This window comes from Kushneria sp. Sum13, assembly GCF_052692355.1.
Window position 1 is genome coordinate 1,533,608 of sequence record NZ_CP199847.1, and the last position, 17,052, is coordinate 1,550,659.

Below are 17,052 nucleotides of genomic sequence, written 5' to 3' on the forward strand. Positions count from 1 at the left end.
CATGTGGTCACAACGAACACTGCTCAAAAGCATCTGAATTCGCTACAATTCCTGTCTTTGACCGAGTAGCGTGATCCCGATGTCCCTTTGTCGCCTAGTGGTAACCTGTCCTGATCGTGTTGGTATTGTGGCGCGTGTTTCGTCGTTTATCGCCGAGCAGGGCGGCTCTATTACCGAAGCCAATCAGCACTCCGATCTGGAAACCGGGCGCTTTTTCATGCGCTATGAAGTCGAGACCCGGAACATGACTGCCGATAGTGATGCCTTTCGTCAGGCCTTTGCACGGATTGCCGACGAGTTCGATATGCAATGGCAGTGGCGTGATGGCGAGCAACGCCGTCGGCGCCTGATGATTATGGTGTCGCGTGAGTCTCACTGTCTGGTAGATCTTTTGTATCGTTGGACCGCCGGCGAGCTTGACTGTGATATCGCAGGCGTCATTTCCAATCATGACGACATGCGCAGTGTGGTCGAATGGCACGGTATCGAATATCACCATATTCCGGTGTCTGCTGATGAAAAGGCACCTGCCTTTTCAGCCATGGAAAGGGTGATTGAAGACAGTCAGGCCGATACGATTGTGCTGGCACGTTACATGCAGATCATTCCGCCTTCACTGTGTGAGCGCTATAGCGGCCGGATCATCAATATTCATCACAGCTTCCTGCCATCCTTTGCTGGCGCCAGACCCTATCATCAGGCTCATACCCGTGGGGTCAAGCTGATCGGGGCAACCTGTCACTATGTGACTCAGGAGCTGGACGCCGGACCGATCATCGAGCAGGACATTCAACGCGTCACTCACTGCCATACGACGGGTGATCTGGTTCGGCTGGGAAGGGACATAGAAAAATCGGTACTGGCACGAGGCGTGCGCTGGCACTTGCAGGATCGCGTACTAATCGACGGTAACAAGACTGTCGTCTTTTCCTGACAACAAAGGCAGCGACGGAGAGGGAGTAGATCAAAAAAGCCCCATCTGTCGCTGTGCATCCTCGGATACAAGTCTTACCCCAACACCAAGCAGCCTGACCGGTCGCTCTGCACGGTGCCATGCGGTATCAAAAAGCGGTAGAAAGCTTTCCGGTTCCGGCGTTTGCCCTGCAGTCTCCATGGTCGTGATCGAGAAATCGTCAAAGCGGATCTTGACGAAAAGCTTGTTGATCGCTGGATGTTGGTGGCGAGCCATACGCTCTTCCAGGCGCATGACGAGATCGGTTATTTCCTCACGACAGACGGTCATGCTGGGCAGGTCTCGATCAAATGTGGTTTCTACGCTAATCGATTTTCGCTCTCTTTCTATCTTGACCGGTCGTTCGTCTATGCCACGTGCCAATTCATGTAGCCGTACGCCGAACTTGCCAAACTCTTCAAGAAGTATCGGCAGTTCAATGGCTCTCAGCTCCTTGCAGGTGTGAATCCCCTGGGCCTCGAGCTTTTTTGCGGTCGCCGGCCCCACACCATGAAGTTTTGTAATGGAAAGCTGATCCAGAAAATCGCTCACCTGGTCAGGGGTGATGGTGTACAGGCCATCAGGTTTTTGCCAGTCGCTGGCAATCTTGGCGAGAAACTTGTTGGGGGCGACGCCGACAGAGATGGTAATGCCTACACGCTCTTGTACCTGCTGCTTGAGCCATTGCGCCATCCACGTGGCACTTCCTTTCATGCGCTCGACATGTGTGACATCCAGAAAGGCTTCATCAAGAGACAGTGGCTCGATCAGGGGCGTCAACTCGCTGAATATGGTTTGCACCTGCTGCGACGCTTCCCGGTATTTATCAAAGTCGGGGCTCAGTCGGTGTAGGTGAGGGCAAAGTCTTTGGGCATGTGCCATCGACATGGCCGAGTGTATGCCATAGTCACGAGCCGGGTAATTACAGGTGGCCACAACACCCCTGCTTTCCGTTTTCCCTCCAATGACCAGTGGTATGTGCCGAAGAGAGGGGTTGTCGCGCATCTCGACCGCTGCATAGAAGCAGTCGCAGTCAGCGTGAAGTATCTTGCGCATCACAGGTCTTGGGGAGGCTATATAGGTATGTCTACTATAGCTTACTTGCTCTATAAATCCTCCATGGCCTCTCAACAAAGGGGTAAATTTTGAATGGCTGAAAATCACTTTTCACATTTAGAGTTTGACGGATTTCAGACTTCGCCAGCGCCCTGAGTACGATGCTGGTGCCCAGGTTGTAGGCAGTTCAGAGATCAGAAATCAATTAGTGCTTTTTCGTTGGCAGGAATGTTTTGACAGGGCTTTCTAATATTAATAATGATAGATGTGGCACAGTTATATATCGTTTAACGTGTCTTGCATGGCTAAAGGAACTGGTTTTCGCTTTAAAACACTTTTTTTTTGAAGTATTATCGGCGCAACCAAAGGTTAAAACTATTTTAATAGACCGCAGGGTCAGCATCTCGGTAAGAGATGTGTGTTAGCTGAAGAGGTCAGTAATGTCACTGTTAAATGAATATATGAAAAAAGAACAACTGCTCAAGCAGCTGCGTGATGAATTGCAGCAACTCGAGCAGGATCAAAGGCTCAAGGGTGAGCTCGAGTTCAAGGAAAAGCTTGAGCAGCTGATGCAGTCCCATGACAAGACAGCCGCTGATGTCATTGATATTCTTGATCCTAATGACGTGCAGTCCGCTACCAGGCAGTCCTCTTCGTCCGACAGCCAGGGCGCAGGCCGGCGCAAGCGCAAGTTGAAGGTATATCGCAACCCGCATAGCGGTGAGGTTGTAGAGACTCGCGGTGGTAATCAGAAAACGCTCAAGGCATGGAAGGAAGAGTACGGTAACGATACGGTTGAGCAGTGGCTTGAGCGTACCGAGTAAGTTTCTCCCTTCGAAGGGCCGCCAAGCGGCCCTTTTTTTATGCCTATGGTTTTATTTTGGAGTTGTTTGCCAACAAAGAAGCATCTTCCATGACATGTCCTGCCAAAATATTTAGTGTTGGCTTCAATTCATGATGTTTTCTGCACAAGCGTCAAAAACAATAACCGCTTAAAATATTCGAAGGCCATTGACGGGGTGATCTATCGTCTTATCAAGGGGTTTCGTAACACACCGTGACATGATGGTTTGTAAAAAGCCCCGGGTGGTTAATGGCGGGTGAGATGCTGGTGCTGTAGAATCTCGAAATAATGATGCGCAAAGCAGCATACCCTCGCCAATGGGGGTCTGATAGCATCAGCGGCAATCCAGAAGTCTGAATAATTTTATCTGACCTTTAATTAAAGACCGCCGGCATCTTTGCCGATTCCTTTAATAGGGTCAGGTCATGCTATTGAGGCGTCGATTCGACTTGTAGTCATGGACTGCTGCATCATGCGATACCGCTCGGCCAGCGCCGAGTAGAACAGCAACATCGGCGGTATTTTATGGCCTCGGAAACACGCCAGTATCGACATTCCGTGGCGGTAGCGTGTCCAGACGCCGGAATAATTTTGACAGGAGTAAGCGGTTAATGAAGCGGCTGCTGAGTTGTGCCTTGTTGGGGAGCTCCCTTTTTCTGGGAGGCTGTGTTCTTTCTCCCGGTAGTGATATGCCCTACGAAAATTCGGGGCCACCCATTGATGATCTGGTAGATGTGCAGCCCATCACTTTTGGCCTTGTGCAGGCGCAAAACGCAGCCCGCAAGGAGTTCAGCTCTCAGCAAGGCTTGAAAGAGGCCTCTGATGAGATGAAGTTCGACGCCAGCGATTATGAGTATCGTATAGGCAAGGGCGATATTCTCAATATTGTCGTTTATGACCATCCTGAACTTACCATTCCGGCTGGAGGAGAGCGAAGCTCCGTTGAGACCGGGAACGTGGTGCATGGTGATGGCACCATTTTCTATCCCTATGTGGGCCGTATCCATGTCGCCGGCAAGAATGTCGCCGATGTCCGCACCCAGATTGCTGCAGCATTGGCCGATTACATTGCCGAGCCTCAGGTCGAAGTCAACATTGCCAGTTTTCAGTCCCAGAAGGCCTATGTCAGCGGGCAGGTATCCAACCCTGGTCAGCAGCCCATTACCAATACGCCACTCACGGTGCTGGATGCCATCAGCAGTGCAGGTGGTCTGAACGAAAACGCTGACTGGCGGCATGTGGTCCTGTCCCATAATGGTCAGGAAGAAATCATCAACGTTTATGACATGCTGCAAAATGGCCAGATCAGCCAGAATCGCCTGCTTCATGATGGCGATGTGCTGCACGTGCCTGATGTGGGTAATGAAAAGGTTTATGTGCTTGGTGAGGTTCAAAGACCGCAGGATCTGCCGATGGGTGGCCATCGCTTTAATCTGGTGGATGCCTTGAGCCAGTCAGGCGGCATTGATGAAATTCAGGCACGTGCATCGGGTATCTTCGTTATCCGACAGGGTGGCCCGGGCGACAAGCAGGCAACGGTCTATCAGCTTGATGCCAGTAATGCTGCAGCCTATGTCATTGGTACAGAGTTCCAGCTTGAGCCGAAAGACATTGTCTATGTCACGACCGCGCCGATCAGCCGCTGGAACCGCGTGATCAGCCAGTTGCTGCCGTCCACAAACCTTACTCGTCAATCGGTTGGCTCGGTCAGAGACTATAACGACCTCTAACGGAGCCCGCGCTATCCAGGCGTCTGGATAGCGCCACCCTTGAGTCGGCAGTATCGGAAATGAGCGCTGTATAAAACTGACAGAGATGCTCATGTACCATTTCGTAAATGGAATCAGTGATAAATCAATATGGCCTCGAATACTGAAAAATATCAGTCAGCCGATTCCGGCGAAGAGCTTGATCTAGGTCGGCTTTTCGGTCTGATGATTGATAACAAGTGGCTGATCGCCCTGATCGTATGTGTGTTTACGTTTCTCGGGATTTTATATGTCACCTTTAAAACGCCGGTCTATCAAAGTGATGCGCTTCTTGAAATAGAAGGGCGTGCCAATCCGGCCAGCAACCCGGTTCAAAATCTCGGCGTTTTTGGGGACACCCCACGATCAACCGCCGAAATGCAGATCCTCACGTCGCGAATGGTGCTGGGTCAGGCAGCTGATCGCCTTAATCTCCAGCTGAGCATTACGCCCGAAGGCCTTCCGATTCTGGGAGATACGCTGGCGCGTCGCGGTATTGAGCGTCCTTCCTTTGCTCAGGGCTGGTCGTCGGTATGGGCTGGGGAAAGCATCAATGTTACCCGCTTTGTTGTTCCTGACAGCTGGATCAACCGCCCGCTGACCATCAAGTCGCTGGGTAACGATCGCTATGAACTTCGTGCCGATGGGCAGTTGGTTCTGGAAGGTCAGGTAGGCCAGCTGGCGCAATCACGTGATGGCAATGTTGAAATGCGCGTCATGGACATGACGGCAGGTCAGGGCGCTGAATTTACGGTCGTCAAGCGTTCACGCCTGTCAGCAATCAACAGCCTGCGCGCTGGTTTTGACGTTGAAGAAGTCGGTCGCTCCGGAACGGGCATACTGCAATTGACGCTAAACGGCACTGATCGAGATGAAATCCGTAACAGCCTCAAGGCCATTACTGATATTTACATCACGCAAAATATTGAAAGGCAGTCTGCTGAAGCGCAGCAAAGTCTCGACTTCCTGAATCAGCAGGCGCCACGCGTTCGTGACAGCCTGGTTGAAGCCGAAAACAAGCTGAATAACTATCGTGTGAATCAGGATTCCGTTGACCTTGATCAGGAAACTTCTTCAGTACTGAATCAAATCGTCAACCTCGATAATCAGCTTAACCAGCTCAAGTTTGACGAAGCGGACCTGTCACGTCGTTTTAACAAGAGTCATCCCCAATATCAGGCATTGCTGCAAAAGCGTGAAGAGCTCAATGCCGAGAAGGAGAGACTGCAAAAGCGTGTTGACGGCCTGCCTGAAACACAACAGGAAGTTCTACGGCTTCAGCGTGATGTGAACGTCAATCAGGAAATGTACGTTCAGATGCTTAACCGCATGCAGGAGATGAACATTGCAAAAGCGGGTGCCGTTGGCAACGTTCGCATCATCGATGACTCCACCCTGCAGAACAGCCCGGTAGCACCACGCAAGGTTCTTGTCACGGTTATCGCTTTTGTGCTGGGCCTGGTGATTGCCATTATTGTGGTCTTGATCCGTCGCATCATGAATCGTGGCATCGAAAGCCCCGAGCAGCTTGAACAGATCGGTATGCCCGTTTACGCCTCTATACCGTTAAGCGGTAACCAGAGCGGTCTGGTAAAAAGAACGCGTGGAAATCGCAATCTGCGTATTGGGCGCAATCAGAGTGCAAGAAATACGGTGGATACCGGTGTTCTGGCTCTACGCAACTCTGATGACCAGGCTGTTGAAGCCGTACGTAGCCTGCGCACCAGTCTGCACTTTGCCATGATGGAAGCTCCCAATGCGCGGCTCATGATCAGCAGTGCCAGCCCGGGCGCCGGTAAAAGCTTCGTAGTGTCAAATCTGGGCGTGGTCTGTGCTCAGGCAGGACAGCGAGTGCTGGTCATAGACGCTGATATGCGTATGGGACATCTTCATCATGTCTTCAAGGGCCGGTCAGAAAAGGGACTGAGCGATATTCTGGCGCGCAGGACCACGGCTTCTGAAGTAGTACGCTCCGGTGGCGTTGATGGGCTGGACTTTATTTCTCGAGGTGCCGCGCCGCCGAATCCTGCTGAACTTCTGATGAGTGCCGGATTCAGCGAACTGTTGGCCTGGGCCGATCAGCATTATGACTTGATCATCATTGATACCCCGCCGATTCTGGCAGTCACGGATGCCGCAATTATCGGTAAGCAGGCAGGCACCAACATGCTGCTGGCACGATATGGCGTAAATCCTCCTGCTGAAATTGAACAGGCAAGGCGTCGATTTGAGCACAGTGGTGTTGAGATCAAGGGAACTGTTCTTAATGGTATAGAACAGACAGCATCCCATCGCTATGGCGGCAACTACGGTAATTACCATTACAGTTATGGCAAAAAGTCGTAAAGATTAAAAGACCGTCTCGTGGCCACTCTGCTTCAGGTAGAGTGGCCATATCGGAAGTGAGAACAGCAACATGGAAACGTTCACAAATTTCATGGAACACAATCGTCGCCATTCCCGGTGGTATGAAAAACTTCTTTTAAGCTATCGCTTTAATCAGGCGCTGGGACTAATTATTGCTGTCCTGTTTCCAGCACTGTTTCAGTGGAACTGGAATCTTGTCACGGAGTGGCAGGCCGAGCGATGTGTTACATTGCTGGGCACAGCTCTGGCTTATCTGGTAGCCATCGTCGCTGTACACAGCCTCGTTAATTTTCCCAGAACCAAGGCTTTTCTATATATTATTCCTTTCATTACAATGTCTTATATTGTAATGGTAGCTGTCTTGCTGAGTCTGCACGTCGAAATTGCAACCACGCAGATTGTGCTTTCCTATCTGATCGCCGTGCTTTATTGCTCGCTTGGCTATCAGATCAGTACCAGATATAGAACACGCAAGCTTGCTGTAGTGCCTTTTGGCCGCGTACACGAATTTTGCCATGACCAAAGTGTTGACTGGCGATGGCTGGAGAAGCCCGACCTTGAAACCATGCGGGTAGACGGGGTCGTTGCAGATTTGCGTGCGGATCTGGATGATGGTTGGCAAAAATTTCTGGCCGACTGCACGATACATCGTATTCCGGTATTCAACGCCAGACAGATCCATGAGTCCATTACTGGCCGCGTGCATCTTGACCACCTGTACGAGAACAAGTTCGGCAGTTTAACACCTAGCGAAAACTATGAGTTCGCCAAGCGTATCATTGATGTTTTTGGTGTTCTGCTGGTATTGCCGGTTGTCCTGCCAATCATGCTTGCGACAATTATTATTATCAAAAGAGACGATCCGGGCCCGGCATTTTTTAATCAGCAGCGCATGGGATTCCGTTGTCGTCCGTTCAAGCTGTTCAAGTTTCGCAGCATGTATATGAATCATGATGGTCTTGGCTTTACATCCGAGGGCGAAGATCCTCGCATTACGCGAGTCGGCAAGGTCATCAGAAAATACCGTATTGATGAGCTGCCGCAACTTTTTAATGTGCTCAAGGGCGACATGAGTCTGATTGGCCCAAGGCCTGAATCGTGCAATCTGGCAGAGTGGTATGAACGAGATGTGCCATTTTTTAACTATCGCCATGTTGTACGCCCCGGGATCTCTGGTTGGGCTCAGGTAGAGCTGGGCTATGCTGCTGAAGTAGAAGGGATGACCAAAAAACTTGAGCATGACTTTTACTACATCAAGAATTTTTCATTCTGGCTGGACGTTCTTATTGTCATTCGCACCATAAAGACAATGCTGACAGGCTTCGGCGCCAGATAAGATTATGGCAAACATTTTTCTGAGCGTTGACTGTCGAGTTGATGCTCAGAATCTTGTTTTAGGGCAATGAATTGCTCAAATTGAAAAATGACTAATGATGTGTCGCACGATATAAAATAATATCGTGTGGCAAAACGATTCGTACTTTGCGGGATAAGCATGTCTAAATATAGTTATATTATCAGCTCAGGATGGTGGTGTGGCGAGAAAACACCCGAAAACGAAAAAAGAGTTGAATATGGCTCTAATGAAATAAGGGACGTTGCTTTTTTCCAGGAGTGGTATCGCTCGGTAAATCGATTTACTTCTCCAGTCAAAATTGTAGTGATAGATTCGGCCTCGCCGACCATACCAGAAATTCCTGATGATCCTCGTGTTGAATTTATCAGTCTGGATATAAATGCAGGACACTCTACCAGCCATATCGGCCATTATTCGGGTTATACACGAGGTTGTTTGGCCAGTTTGGGATATGCCCATGCTACAAATGCAGATTATTGGGTATATGTAGAGCAGGATGCACTCCTGTTTGGTGATGGCATTGTCGAAAAAGCCATTGACAACATGAAATCAGATTTCATGTTTGGCGATCGTGGCAACACGCCACAGCCCTTGCAACAGTCAATGATGATAATAAAGAAAACGGCCATACCAAGATTCATTAATGCATATTCAAATATAAAAGCTACGGATAAGATCATTCCGCCGGAAGTGAAATTTGCGATCGCTTCGACAAAAATCGCCCAGTGGTTGCCGGAAAGATTTTTTTATCAAAGAGATTTTGACAGCTTTAAAAATAAACTGATCAACAAGCTCCAATTTTGGTTGTTTAAATATTTTGGCGGCTATGATGTATTGCCTTTCGGATTTGGTAGAGATAAGCCAGTAAAGTTTACCGATTCATACGGCTATTTTCAGCACGGTGACGATCAAGAACTTCAAAGATATAGAGAAACCGTGAATAAGGACGTGTCTTGATGAAAGTACTTCATCTTGTTTCTGATTTTTCCAATTCTTCCGAAACCTTTATCTATGATCTCATCATAGATATGGAGGGAATGGGGGTGGAAAATCATGTTGTGACCAATCGTCATATCAACAAGATCGAGCGTCCCTTTGGCAGGGTTATCAGTTTTGATATAGATCGCCGGAATATTTTTGAAAAAATATCAAAGCGTGGGCGTCGAAAAATTTTCAACGATTATCATGTGTTTGAGCAAAAGAAGTTGCAAAAGGTTGTTGATGATATTCAGCCTGATGTGCTTCACAGTCATTTCAATTATTTTTTTGAAAACATACATGATGTGATCGAAAATGGGTTTCGAGGGCGCGTTATCATATCTACGCATGGTATTGATGTTGTCAGTAATAAGCTGTATGGACAGCCTCAATACGTAGAGAAAGTTTACAAGTGCCAGCAGCATGACAATATATATTTTACAGCACCTTCTCATTATCTGAAAAAAAAGCTACAAGATATATTCGGCATTCCGGGCGAAAAAATCATTGTATTGCCCAATTGCGTCAATATCTCAATGGCAGATTTTGAAGAGAAAAAGGTTGATTCCGAAAAAGAGATTTCCATTGTCAATATTGGACGATTTGTAGGTTTTAAGGGGCAAACTTATCTGATTGATGCATTGTCCATGCTCCATGAAAATGGATATAAGCAAGTTACCTTGAAATTAATCGGATTCGGCCCTCTGGAAAATATGTTGCGGCAGCAGGCCATTAATCTGGGCCTTGAAAGCGCTGTTGATTTCAAAATTGATCTGTCACGTGAAAAGATATTTGAAGAGCTATCCGCCAGTGATATCTATATTCAATCTTCCATCCAGGATGAAGAGACTGGCCAGGAAGAGAGCTTTGGAATTGCAGTGCTTGAAGCCATATCTGTAGGTTTGCCGGTGGTAGTCACTGATAGTGGCGGCCTGCCTGACACAATCTGTGCGGCACCCTATCAGCCAATGACTCAGATCATCGAAGCTAAAAACAGTCAGGCCATCTATCAGGCTGTCATCGATATTATTGAAAGTGAACATCCGCCGCTTAAGAAAGAGCAGGTAGACGAGCTGCTGTCAAACTTCAGTACAGATAGCAACCGTGAAAAAATACTTGATTTATATCGCGGTGTATAAGGAAGTCAAATGAGTAATACGGATACAATGAACCGGGATCTCAAATCCGGTTTCGTTTTTGGCTTCATTGAAAGATACTCGAACCTGATTGTACAGTTTGCTGTCACCATGGTGTTGGCAAGATTTTTAACGCCGAGTGAATTCGGGGTTGTCGCAACTGTCATGGTGATCATTTTTTTCTTTAACCTTTTGGGAGAAATGGGGCTCGGGCCTGCCATCATTTATCACAAGGAGTTAACGGCCAAAGAAATACGCGGCCTTTTCCTGATCTGTTTTGTGGTAGGCATTGCGCTATATTTTATATTTTCAGCGGGTTCGTATCTGGCTGTCGATTTTTTCAATAACGATATTTACTATGGTGTCATGCCATTAATTGGCGCCATGATTCTGTTTTCAGTTGTCTCAATCGTGCCTGAAACCTTATTGAGGCGAGAAAAAAGATTTAGTGTCGTTGCCATTATTACGCTGATTAGTGCACTGGTCTCCGGAGCGATTGCCTGCATCATGGCTTATCGTGGTTATGGCGTTTATGCGCTGGTTTGGAAATCCATTGTCTACACAGGTATGAGGTTCGTTCTCGTCTGTGTGTATGCTGGATGGCGTAATCTTATCGGTAAAATTGCCCTGACCGGGTTTAAAACCGTATTAGGGTTTTCTACCTATCAGTTCATGTTTAATTTTTTGAACTACTTTTCCAGAAATTCAGACAAGATTTTAATCTCAAAATTCATTGGTGAGGCAGCAGTAGGGCTCTACGATATGGCATATCGCCTTATGATGCTGCCTATCCAGAATATCGCCGGCATTGCAACAGCGGCACTTCAGCCGGTGTACAGTACCTTTGGCCAAAAGGAAATCGCTAAAAGTTATAATGGACTCATCAATAAGATATTTTTTCTTGGTTTTTTTGTCGCTATCTATATAGTGCTTTTCTCGGACAAGATTATATATGTTCTTTATGGGCCTGGTTGGGAGCAGTCCTCTGTAATTCTGCAGTGTCTAACTCCCTTTTTAATATTTCAGATTGTCCTGGCAACGACTGGTGGTATATGGCAAACCCTAGGGCAAACACGATCTCTATTTTATTGTGGCGTTTTTTCCTCTATTACCAGCGTGTCGGCAATCTCGATCGGCGTATATTTAGGAAATCTTTATCTGGTTGCCTTGCTACTTTCAGTCGCCAGTATTCTTAATTTCATACAGTGCTTCTGGCTGTTACATGCCAAGAATGAAAACTTTAGGATGGGTACGCTGCTAAAAGGTATGCCTGCGACAGCATTGCTTTCCATCGTTATTCTGCTGGTCATGTTTTTTGCAATATATTTAATGCCATCGCCCTTTGGCTTTATGTCAAATAAAACGCTTTCCAATCTTTGCGATATGTTGGTTTTTGGTATCGTGCAATTGATTGTGGCTTTGGTGTCAGGCGTCATTTTCAAAAATGAATCGGCGACATTTTTTGCCAAAATACTTCAAAAGCCTTTAAGAAAAATGAAATTGATTTCAGGGTAATCGAGTTTAGACAATGAAACTATCAGTAGTCATTCCAACTTATCGTAGCAGTAGCTTCATCAAGGACACGCTCGAAAGCGTTCATCAATCTGCGCGCGACCACGATTATGAAATCATTCTGGTGGATGACTGTTCTGATGATATAGAAACTCTGGCGGCAATCGTTGCTGAATCACCTAATACTACCCTGGTAAGAAAGGGGCAGAAGTCAAACGCAGCAGTATCGCGCAACATTGGCATTGAACAGGCTTCTGGCAGCCATATTTTTTTGCTTGACTCTGATGACCATTTTACATCGGGTTATGTTAACGAACGTCTGAGCTTTATGCGCCAGCATCATCATGATTTTTGTTTTGGCGCCTATACCGATGTTTCCATCGATGGTGAAAGAGATTTCATCGAGCAACCTGATGTCCGTGACCCTCGGCACTATCTCTTTATAGAAGATAAAGACATAAGAACATCCACGATAAGTTTTCTGGCTGAGCGAAAGGAAACCTTTCGTTTTAACGAAAGCCTGAATAAACATCAGGATTGGGGCTTTCTGATTGATACTGCCGAGCACAGCAGGTCATGGGGATACGATCCTGTGCCTGGGGTCCGCTTGAATTGCGATCGTGATGGACGTATGAGTGGCTCCATGAATATGGAAGCCAGCAAGGTATTCATGAACAAATATCTTGTAGATCCTCAGCATATCAGTGGTTTTGCCAAGCGCCATTTTGTGCTTGCAGCCTTGTTAAAAGATCATGGCGCCTATCGCTTTTTTTCAGATCGTATTATGCCTGAGCTTTTAAAGCCAAAGTTCAAAACGATCAAGCTGGCAGGGGATGCGCTTGATAGGATTGGTTTGTTCTTTTTGTTGCCTCGTTTGCTTGGCACTTATAAAGCCATAGCCAGATTAAAAAAATCTTGATGGGTTAGTATATGACTGCTGAGCTTGCATGGTATCTTGTGTTGTGCGTTTTTTCGTTCTTTTATTGTTTTCTTAATAAAAGAACGCCATTTGTTGTGGCTACCTATGGCATTGCCCTTTTTTACCTCTGGATTGTGCGTAATTCGGGATTTGATTACGACATGGCGGGCTATGCCAAGTATCTTTCCAGTACTCTGGATTTTGCAACGGCATCAACCTATTACACGCGCGAATTTGTGTACTGGTTTGGTTCGGGATATTTATATGAATGGATCCGCGATGATGTCACGACGCTTTGGGCCATCGATCTTATCTGGTTGTCCCTTCTGTTTTATGCAGTAGGCAATCGTAAGCAAAGCCTGGGTATACCGCTATATGTGGCGCCTTTCATGCTGGTGTTTTTTCCAGTGTTGATGGGCTATGAAAATGTATATCGGCAGCTGATCGCCTGTATGTTTATATTGTATGCCTTCTTTGGTGTCAGAAACCTTTTTCTGGCCGGCATCTTTGGTTTGTTGGCGCTGTTTACGCATAATGCCTCAATTGTTTATATGCCTTTGCTGTATCTATTCGCAGTTACCAAAGGGATGACGAAACCCAAACTCAGATTTTTCCACAAGGGCGTATTTTCCTTCCTGTATTTGTTGATGCTGGGAGGCGTTTATTACTCTTCTCTGGCAGATAGTGAGTTTGCTAAATCATCAAGCACAACAGGACTGCCATTGACCTATGCTTACTTGATGGTTTTCATGGCCATGGCCTTTATTGCCTTCCTGATTTCAAATTTCAATTTCAATCGGTTTTTGAAAAACAATATTTCGCTTGCGTATGCCATATTTACCTTTGTGGCATTTATTCCCGCCCTTGGTGGGGCTCAGGCAGAAAGAATTGGAATGATGCTTTTGGTGGTTATTGTCCCGATATTTGCCATGAATCTTGACCGTGCCATGAAAACTCAGAGCGAGAGGATTCTAATGAGAGTCTTGTTTGTTCTGGTGGGCATCGCACCAACATTTTTGTTCAGCTCGGCATTCAACTTTCTTACCACTGCTTCACGTCAGATCGGTTAAAGCATGGAGAAGATATTGAAAATTGCTCAGATCATTACTGAGTTCAAGCCCAATGGGCCAGGTTATGTCGTAAAAAATATTGTCGATAATCTACCGGCGGGTATGGAATCGACAATCTTTTATCTTCGCGGGCCATCAACGCTTGAAGCAGGCTGCGATATTCAGCCTATAAGCTTTCGTGATGCCAGTGTACTTAAGAAATTTGATGTTGTTCATTCTCATGGCATCAGGCCAGATCTATTGTCTGCATATGCAGGCGTTTGCAGTAGAAAAACAGTGCATGTTTCCACGTTGCACAATTATGCAAGAGATGAACTTCTTAATATCTACGGTCCGAAAGTTGCCATGCTGGCGACCCCTGTATGGATGGCAACATGGCGCCGTATGGGTTCTCTGGCGGTATTGACGGAAGATGCCAGAGGATTTTATTCGAGTACGTTGCCAGCCGAAAAACTGCATGTGGTTCATAACGGTATTGGCGAGCTACCCCACATAAAACCGCTTGATGATGATGATCGCGTTGAATTGGAAAAGCTGTCGCGTCAGTATCATGTGCTGGGAACCAATGCGCATCTCATTAAACGCAAGGGTATCGATCAGGTGATTAAAGCATTGGTCGATATGCCCGATTGTGCTTTGGTCGTTGTAGGCGATGGCTCTTACCGGCAAGCTTTAATGGAGCTCTCAAAGGATTTGGGGGTTTCTGAAAGATGCTGGTTTACGGGTTATCGCAATAATATTGCTGCTTTTCTGCCACATTACGACGCTTACATCATGCCCAGTCGAAGCGAGGGTTTTGGTCTTGCGCTTTTGGAGGCGATGCAGGTCCGACTGCCCTGTATCTGCAGTGATATCAATGTCTTCAAGGAGATCATGGGTACACAGGCCGCCTTTTTTACGCTTGAAGACTCGGCTTCTCTCAAGAGTGCCGTTCATTTTGCGCTTGATCACCGTGAAGCATTGGCTGAAGGCGGTTACAGGAGGTACCTGCAGAAGTTTACGGGTGAAGCCATGGGCTATGCATATGCCGAATTTTACGAGAAAGCAGTGTCTCGGCATCGGTAGTTTATTGATGGATGACAGTGTTTATCTGAAGGCCAGTGTGTCAACGCCATTGGCTCCTGTATCAATTAATTGATACAGGAGCCAATGGCACATGACTTGATCGCTAAATTACAGGCAGGAAAAGATTAAAATGAAATTTTCGGTGCTGATGTCCGTTTATGACAAGGAATCGCCACGCTTCTTACGTGAGTGCCTTGAAAGCATCAGGACACAAGGCGTACAGCCTGATGAGGTTGTCATTGTTGAAGATGGTCCCATCAATGATCAACTGCATGCAGCGCTCGATGAATACCGCCCCACATTGAATATTGTTTCCGTAAGACTTCCCGAGAATAAGGGGCTGGGTGAGGCGCTCAACACGGGCCTTGAGCACTGCCGTAATGATCTGGTCGCCAGAATGGATACGGATGATCACTGCTGCCCTGGCCGCTTCGAGCTGCAGGTCAATTACATGACCGCCCATCCCGAGGTCGATATGCTTGGAGGGGCCATTGCAGAGTTCAATGAAGACCCGACAAAACCACACGCCATTCGTGAGCTACCCACAGGCAAGGAGCAAGTGGCGCGGTTTGCACGCTCACGATGCCCGGTCAATCACATGACGGTAATGTTCCGTCGTGCAGCCATCCTCAAGGCCGGGGGATATCAGCATTTTTTGGGTATCGAAGATTATTATCTGTGGGCTCGTCTGTTGTGTCAGGGCAGTCATATCGATAACGTCAGCGATATTCTGGTTAATGCCCGTGTGGGTAACGGGATGCTGGCAAGGCGTCGGGGCTGGCATTATTTCAAGCAGGACGTGAAGCTTCAGAAAAAGTTTCACGATATGGGATTTGTTGGATCAGGGACCATGTACATGAACATCCTCAAGAGAGCCCCCTTGCGTCTCATGCCCGAAAAACTGCTTGCTGCGGTCTATCAGGGCATTTTGAGGAAAAAACCGGCTGCCTGAGATTGTCGACTTCCTGAGTCAAGTACCAGTACGTTTGCCCCGGTATAGGTCAAAAGCCTATACCGGGGTTTTTGATTTTCAGACATCGATAGAGAGATAAACGATCTAAAACAGTCGTTGCTCGGCTTATGCAAACCACCTTGGCAGGCTCGGCTGCTGCTGATGCGCGGGGTATAGTGTTAAAGCCATGGCGTACAGGAAATAGACTAATGACAGAGCTGCTTGAGTCCGTAAAAAAAATCGCATGGGATGCCTGTGGCGCCATTATGGAAATCTATCAGGGTTCGATAGAAGTTACCGATAAGTCGGATGATAGCCCCTTGACCCAGGCTGACCTGGCAGCACATCGACTGATCCAGCGGCGGCTGTCTGGTCTGACGCCCTCATGGCCGTTGCTTTCAGAAGAGTCTGGTGCAGATGAGATTGAAGACCGACTGTCATGGTCAACCTTCTGGTTGATTGATCCTCTGGATGGTACCAGGGAATTTATTAATCGAAACGGTGAGTTCACGGTCAATATCGCGTTGATACATGAGGGCAACCCGATTCTTGGCGTAATTGCTGCACCTGTTTTAAGCACCATGTGGTATGCCGCGAAGGGCAAGGGGGCATGGCGTCAATGCCTGGGCGAACCAGAAGAGTGCATTGCTTCTGCAGCATGGCATCCTGATCGGTTGCTTCGGATTGTAGGCAGTCGCTCACATGGCAATGGCAAGATGACGCGTTTGCTGGAGGCCATGCCGCCATGCCACCTGCAGGGCGTTGGGAGTTCTCTCAAGTTTTGTCGTATTGCGGAAGGCGCTGCCGATTGCTATCCAAGACCTGGTGCCACGTGTGAGTGGGACACAGGTGCTGCTCATATCATTCTGGAAGAAGCCGGCGGTACGGTGCTTCAATTGGATACGAATACCCTGCAGGCAGGGGAAAGGCTTCGATATAACCAGCGCGATTCACTGATAAACCCTGATTTCATCGCCCTTGGACGAGGGCTTGATGAAAAATGGCGTTATCCCGGGTTTTTAAATGCGTCCGTGAGCAGATCGCCTTAAATATTCCACGGCAGCTGCCGATAGTGTCTCAGAGAGAACAACGAATC

Annotated in this window: 14 protein-coding genes; 13 read left to right on the forward strand and 1 reads right to left on the reverse strand. The window is 47.5% G+C overall.

Going from position 1 to position 17,052, the window contains the following annotated elements; genetic code table 11:
* Positions 1-79: 79 nt before the first annotated feature.
* Complete coding sequence (gene purU, locus ACUN8C_RS07230) at positions 80-934, forward strand: formyltetrahydrofolate deformylase (protein WP_445621561.1); 855 nt, start codon at positions 80-82, stop codon at positions 932-934.
* A 30-nt stretch (positions 935-964) separates the two neighbouring features.
* Here the strand turns inward: purU and dinB are convergent, their stop codons facing one another.
* Positions 965-2,008, reverse strand: coding sequence for a DNA polymerase IV (gene dinB, locus ACUN8C_RS07235; protein WP_445621562.1), 1,044 nt, complete (start codon positions 2,006-2,008; stop codon positions 965-967).
* 440 nt (positions 2,009-2,448) lie between these two features.
* On the opposite strand from dinB, the gene ACUN8C_RS07240 reads away from it, so the two are divergent.
* The 12 genes from ACUN8C_RS07240 to cysQ all read left to right on the forward strand — a co-directional run bounded on the left by ACUN8C_RS07240 (position 2,449) and on the right by cysQ (position 17,005).
* Positions 2,449-2,832 (forward strand): histone-like nucleoid-structuring protein, MvaT/MvaU family, encoded by a 384-nt coding sequence (locus ACUN8C_RS07240; protein ID WP_445621563.1) that lies wholly within the window; start codon positions 2,449-2,451, stop codon positions 2,830-2,832.
* A 631-nt stretch (positions 2,833-3,463) separates the two neighbouring features.
* A complete protein-coding gene (locus ACUN8C_RS07245; RefSeq protein WP_445621564.1) occupies positions 3,464-4,582 on the forward strand; it encodes a polysaccharide export protein in 1,119 nt (372 codons plus the stop codon).
* 129 nt (positions 4,583-4,711) lie between these two features.
* On the forward strand, positions 4,712-6,946 hold the full coding sequence (locus tag ACUN8C_RS07250; RefSeq protein ID WP_445621565.1) for a polysaccharide biosynthesis tyrosine autokinase: 2,235 nt from the start codon (positions 4,712-4,714) through the stop codon (positions 6,944-6,946).
* Between the two features lie 70 nt (positions 6,947-7,016).
* Positions 7,017-8,303 carry an exopolysaccharide biosynthesis polyprenyl glycosylphosphotransferase gene (locus ACUN8C_RS07255; RefSeq protein WP_445621566.1) on the forward strand — a complete coding sequence of 429 codons (1,287 nt, stop codon included), beginning with the start codon at positions 7,017-7,019 and terminating at the stop codon, positions 8,301-8,303.
* Between the two features lie 159 nt (positions 8,304-8,462).
* Positions 8,463-9,281, forward strand: a complete 819-nt coding sequence (locus ACUN8C_RS07260) for a hypothetical protein (protein WP_445621567.1) — start codon at positions 8,463-8,465, stop codon at positions 9,279-9,281.
* Positions 9,281-10,441, forward strand: coding sequence for a glycosyltransferase family 4 protein (locus tag ACUN8C_RS07265; RefSeq protein ID WP_445621568.1), 1,161 nt, complete (start codon positions 9,281-9,283; stop codon positions 10,439-10,441). The genes ACUN8C_RS07260 and ACUN8C_RS07265 overlap by 1 nt, the downstream gene beginning before the upstream one ends.
* A 9-nt stretch (positions 10,442-10,450) precedes the next feature.
* The gene (locus ACUN8C_RS07270) at positions 10,451-11,953 is read left to right on the forward strand and encodes a lipopolysaccharide biosynthesis protein (protein ID WP_445621569.1); all 1,503 of its coding nucleotides are present in this window, start codon (positions 10,451-10,453) and stop codon (positions 11,951-11,953) included.
* 13 nt (positions 11,954-11,966) lie between these two features.
* Entirely contained in the window at positions 11,967-12,869 is a 903-nt protein-coding gene (locus ACUN8C_RS07275) for a glycosyltransferase family 2 protein (RefSeq protein WP_445621570.1), read from the forward strand.
* A gap of 11 nt (positions 12,870-12,880) precedes the next feature.
* The gene (locus ACUN8C_RS07280) at positions 12,881-13,939 is read left to right on the forward strand and encodes a hypothetical protein (RefSeq protein ID WP_445621571.1); all 1,059 of its coding nucleotides are present in this window, start codon (positions 12,881-12,883) and stop codon (positions 13,937-13,939) included.
* Positions 13,940-13,954: 15 nt separating this feature from the next.
* Positions 13,955-15,004: a glycosyltransferase family 4 protein gene (locus tag ACUN8C_RS07285; protein ID WP_445621572.1), complete on the forward strand. Its 1,050-nt coding sequence runs from the start codon at positions 13,955-13,957 to the stop codon at positions 15,002-15,004.
* A 130-nt stretch (positions 15,005-15,134) separates the two neighbouring features.
* Positions 15,135-15,956: a glycosyltransferase family 2 protein gene (locus tag ACUN8C_RS07290; protein ID WP_445621573.1), complete on the forward strand. Its 822-nt coding sequence runs from the start codon at positions 15,135-15,137 to the stop codon at positions 15,954-15,956.
* Positions 15,957-16,165: 209 nt separating this feature from the next.
* On the forward strand, positions 16,166-17,005 hold the full coding sequence (gene cysQ, locus ACUN8C_RS07295) for a 3'(2'),5'-bisphosphate nucleotidase CysQ (protein WP_445621574.1): 840 nt from the start codon (positions 16,166-16,168) through the stop codon (positions 17,003-17,005).
* Positions 17,006-17,052 lie beyond the last annotated feature (47 nt).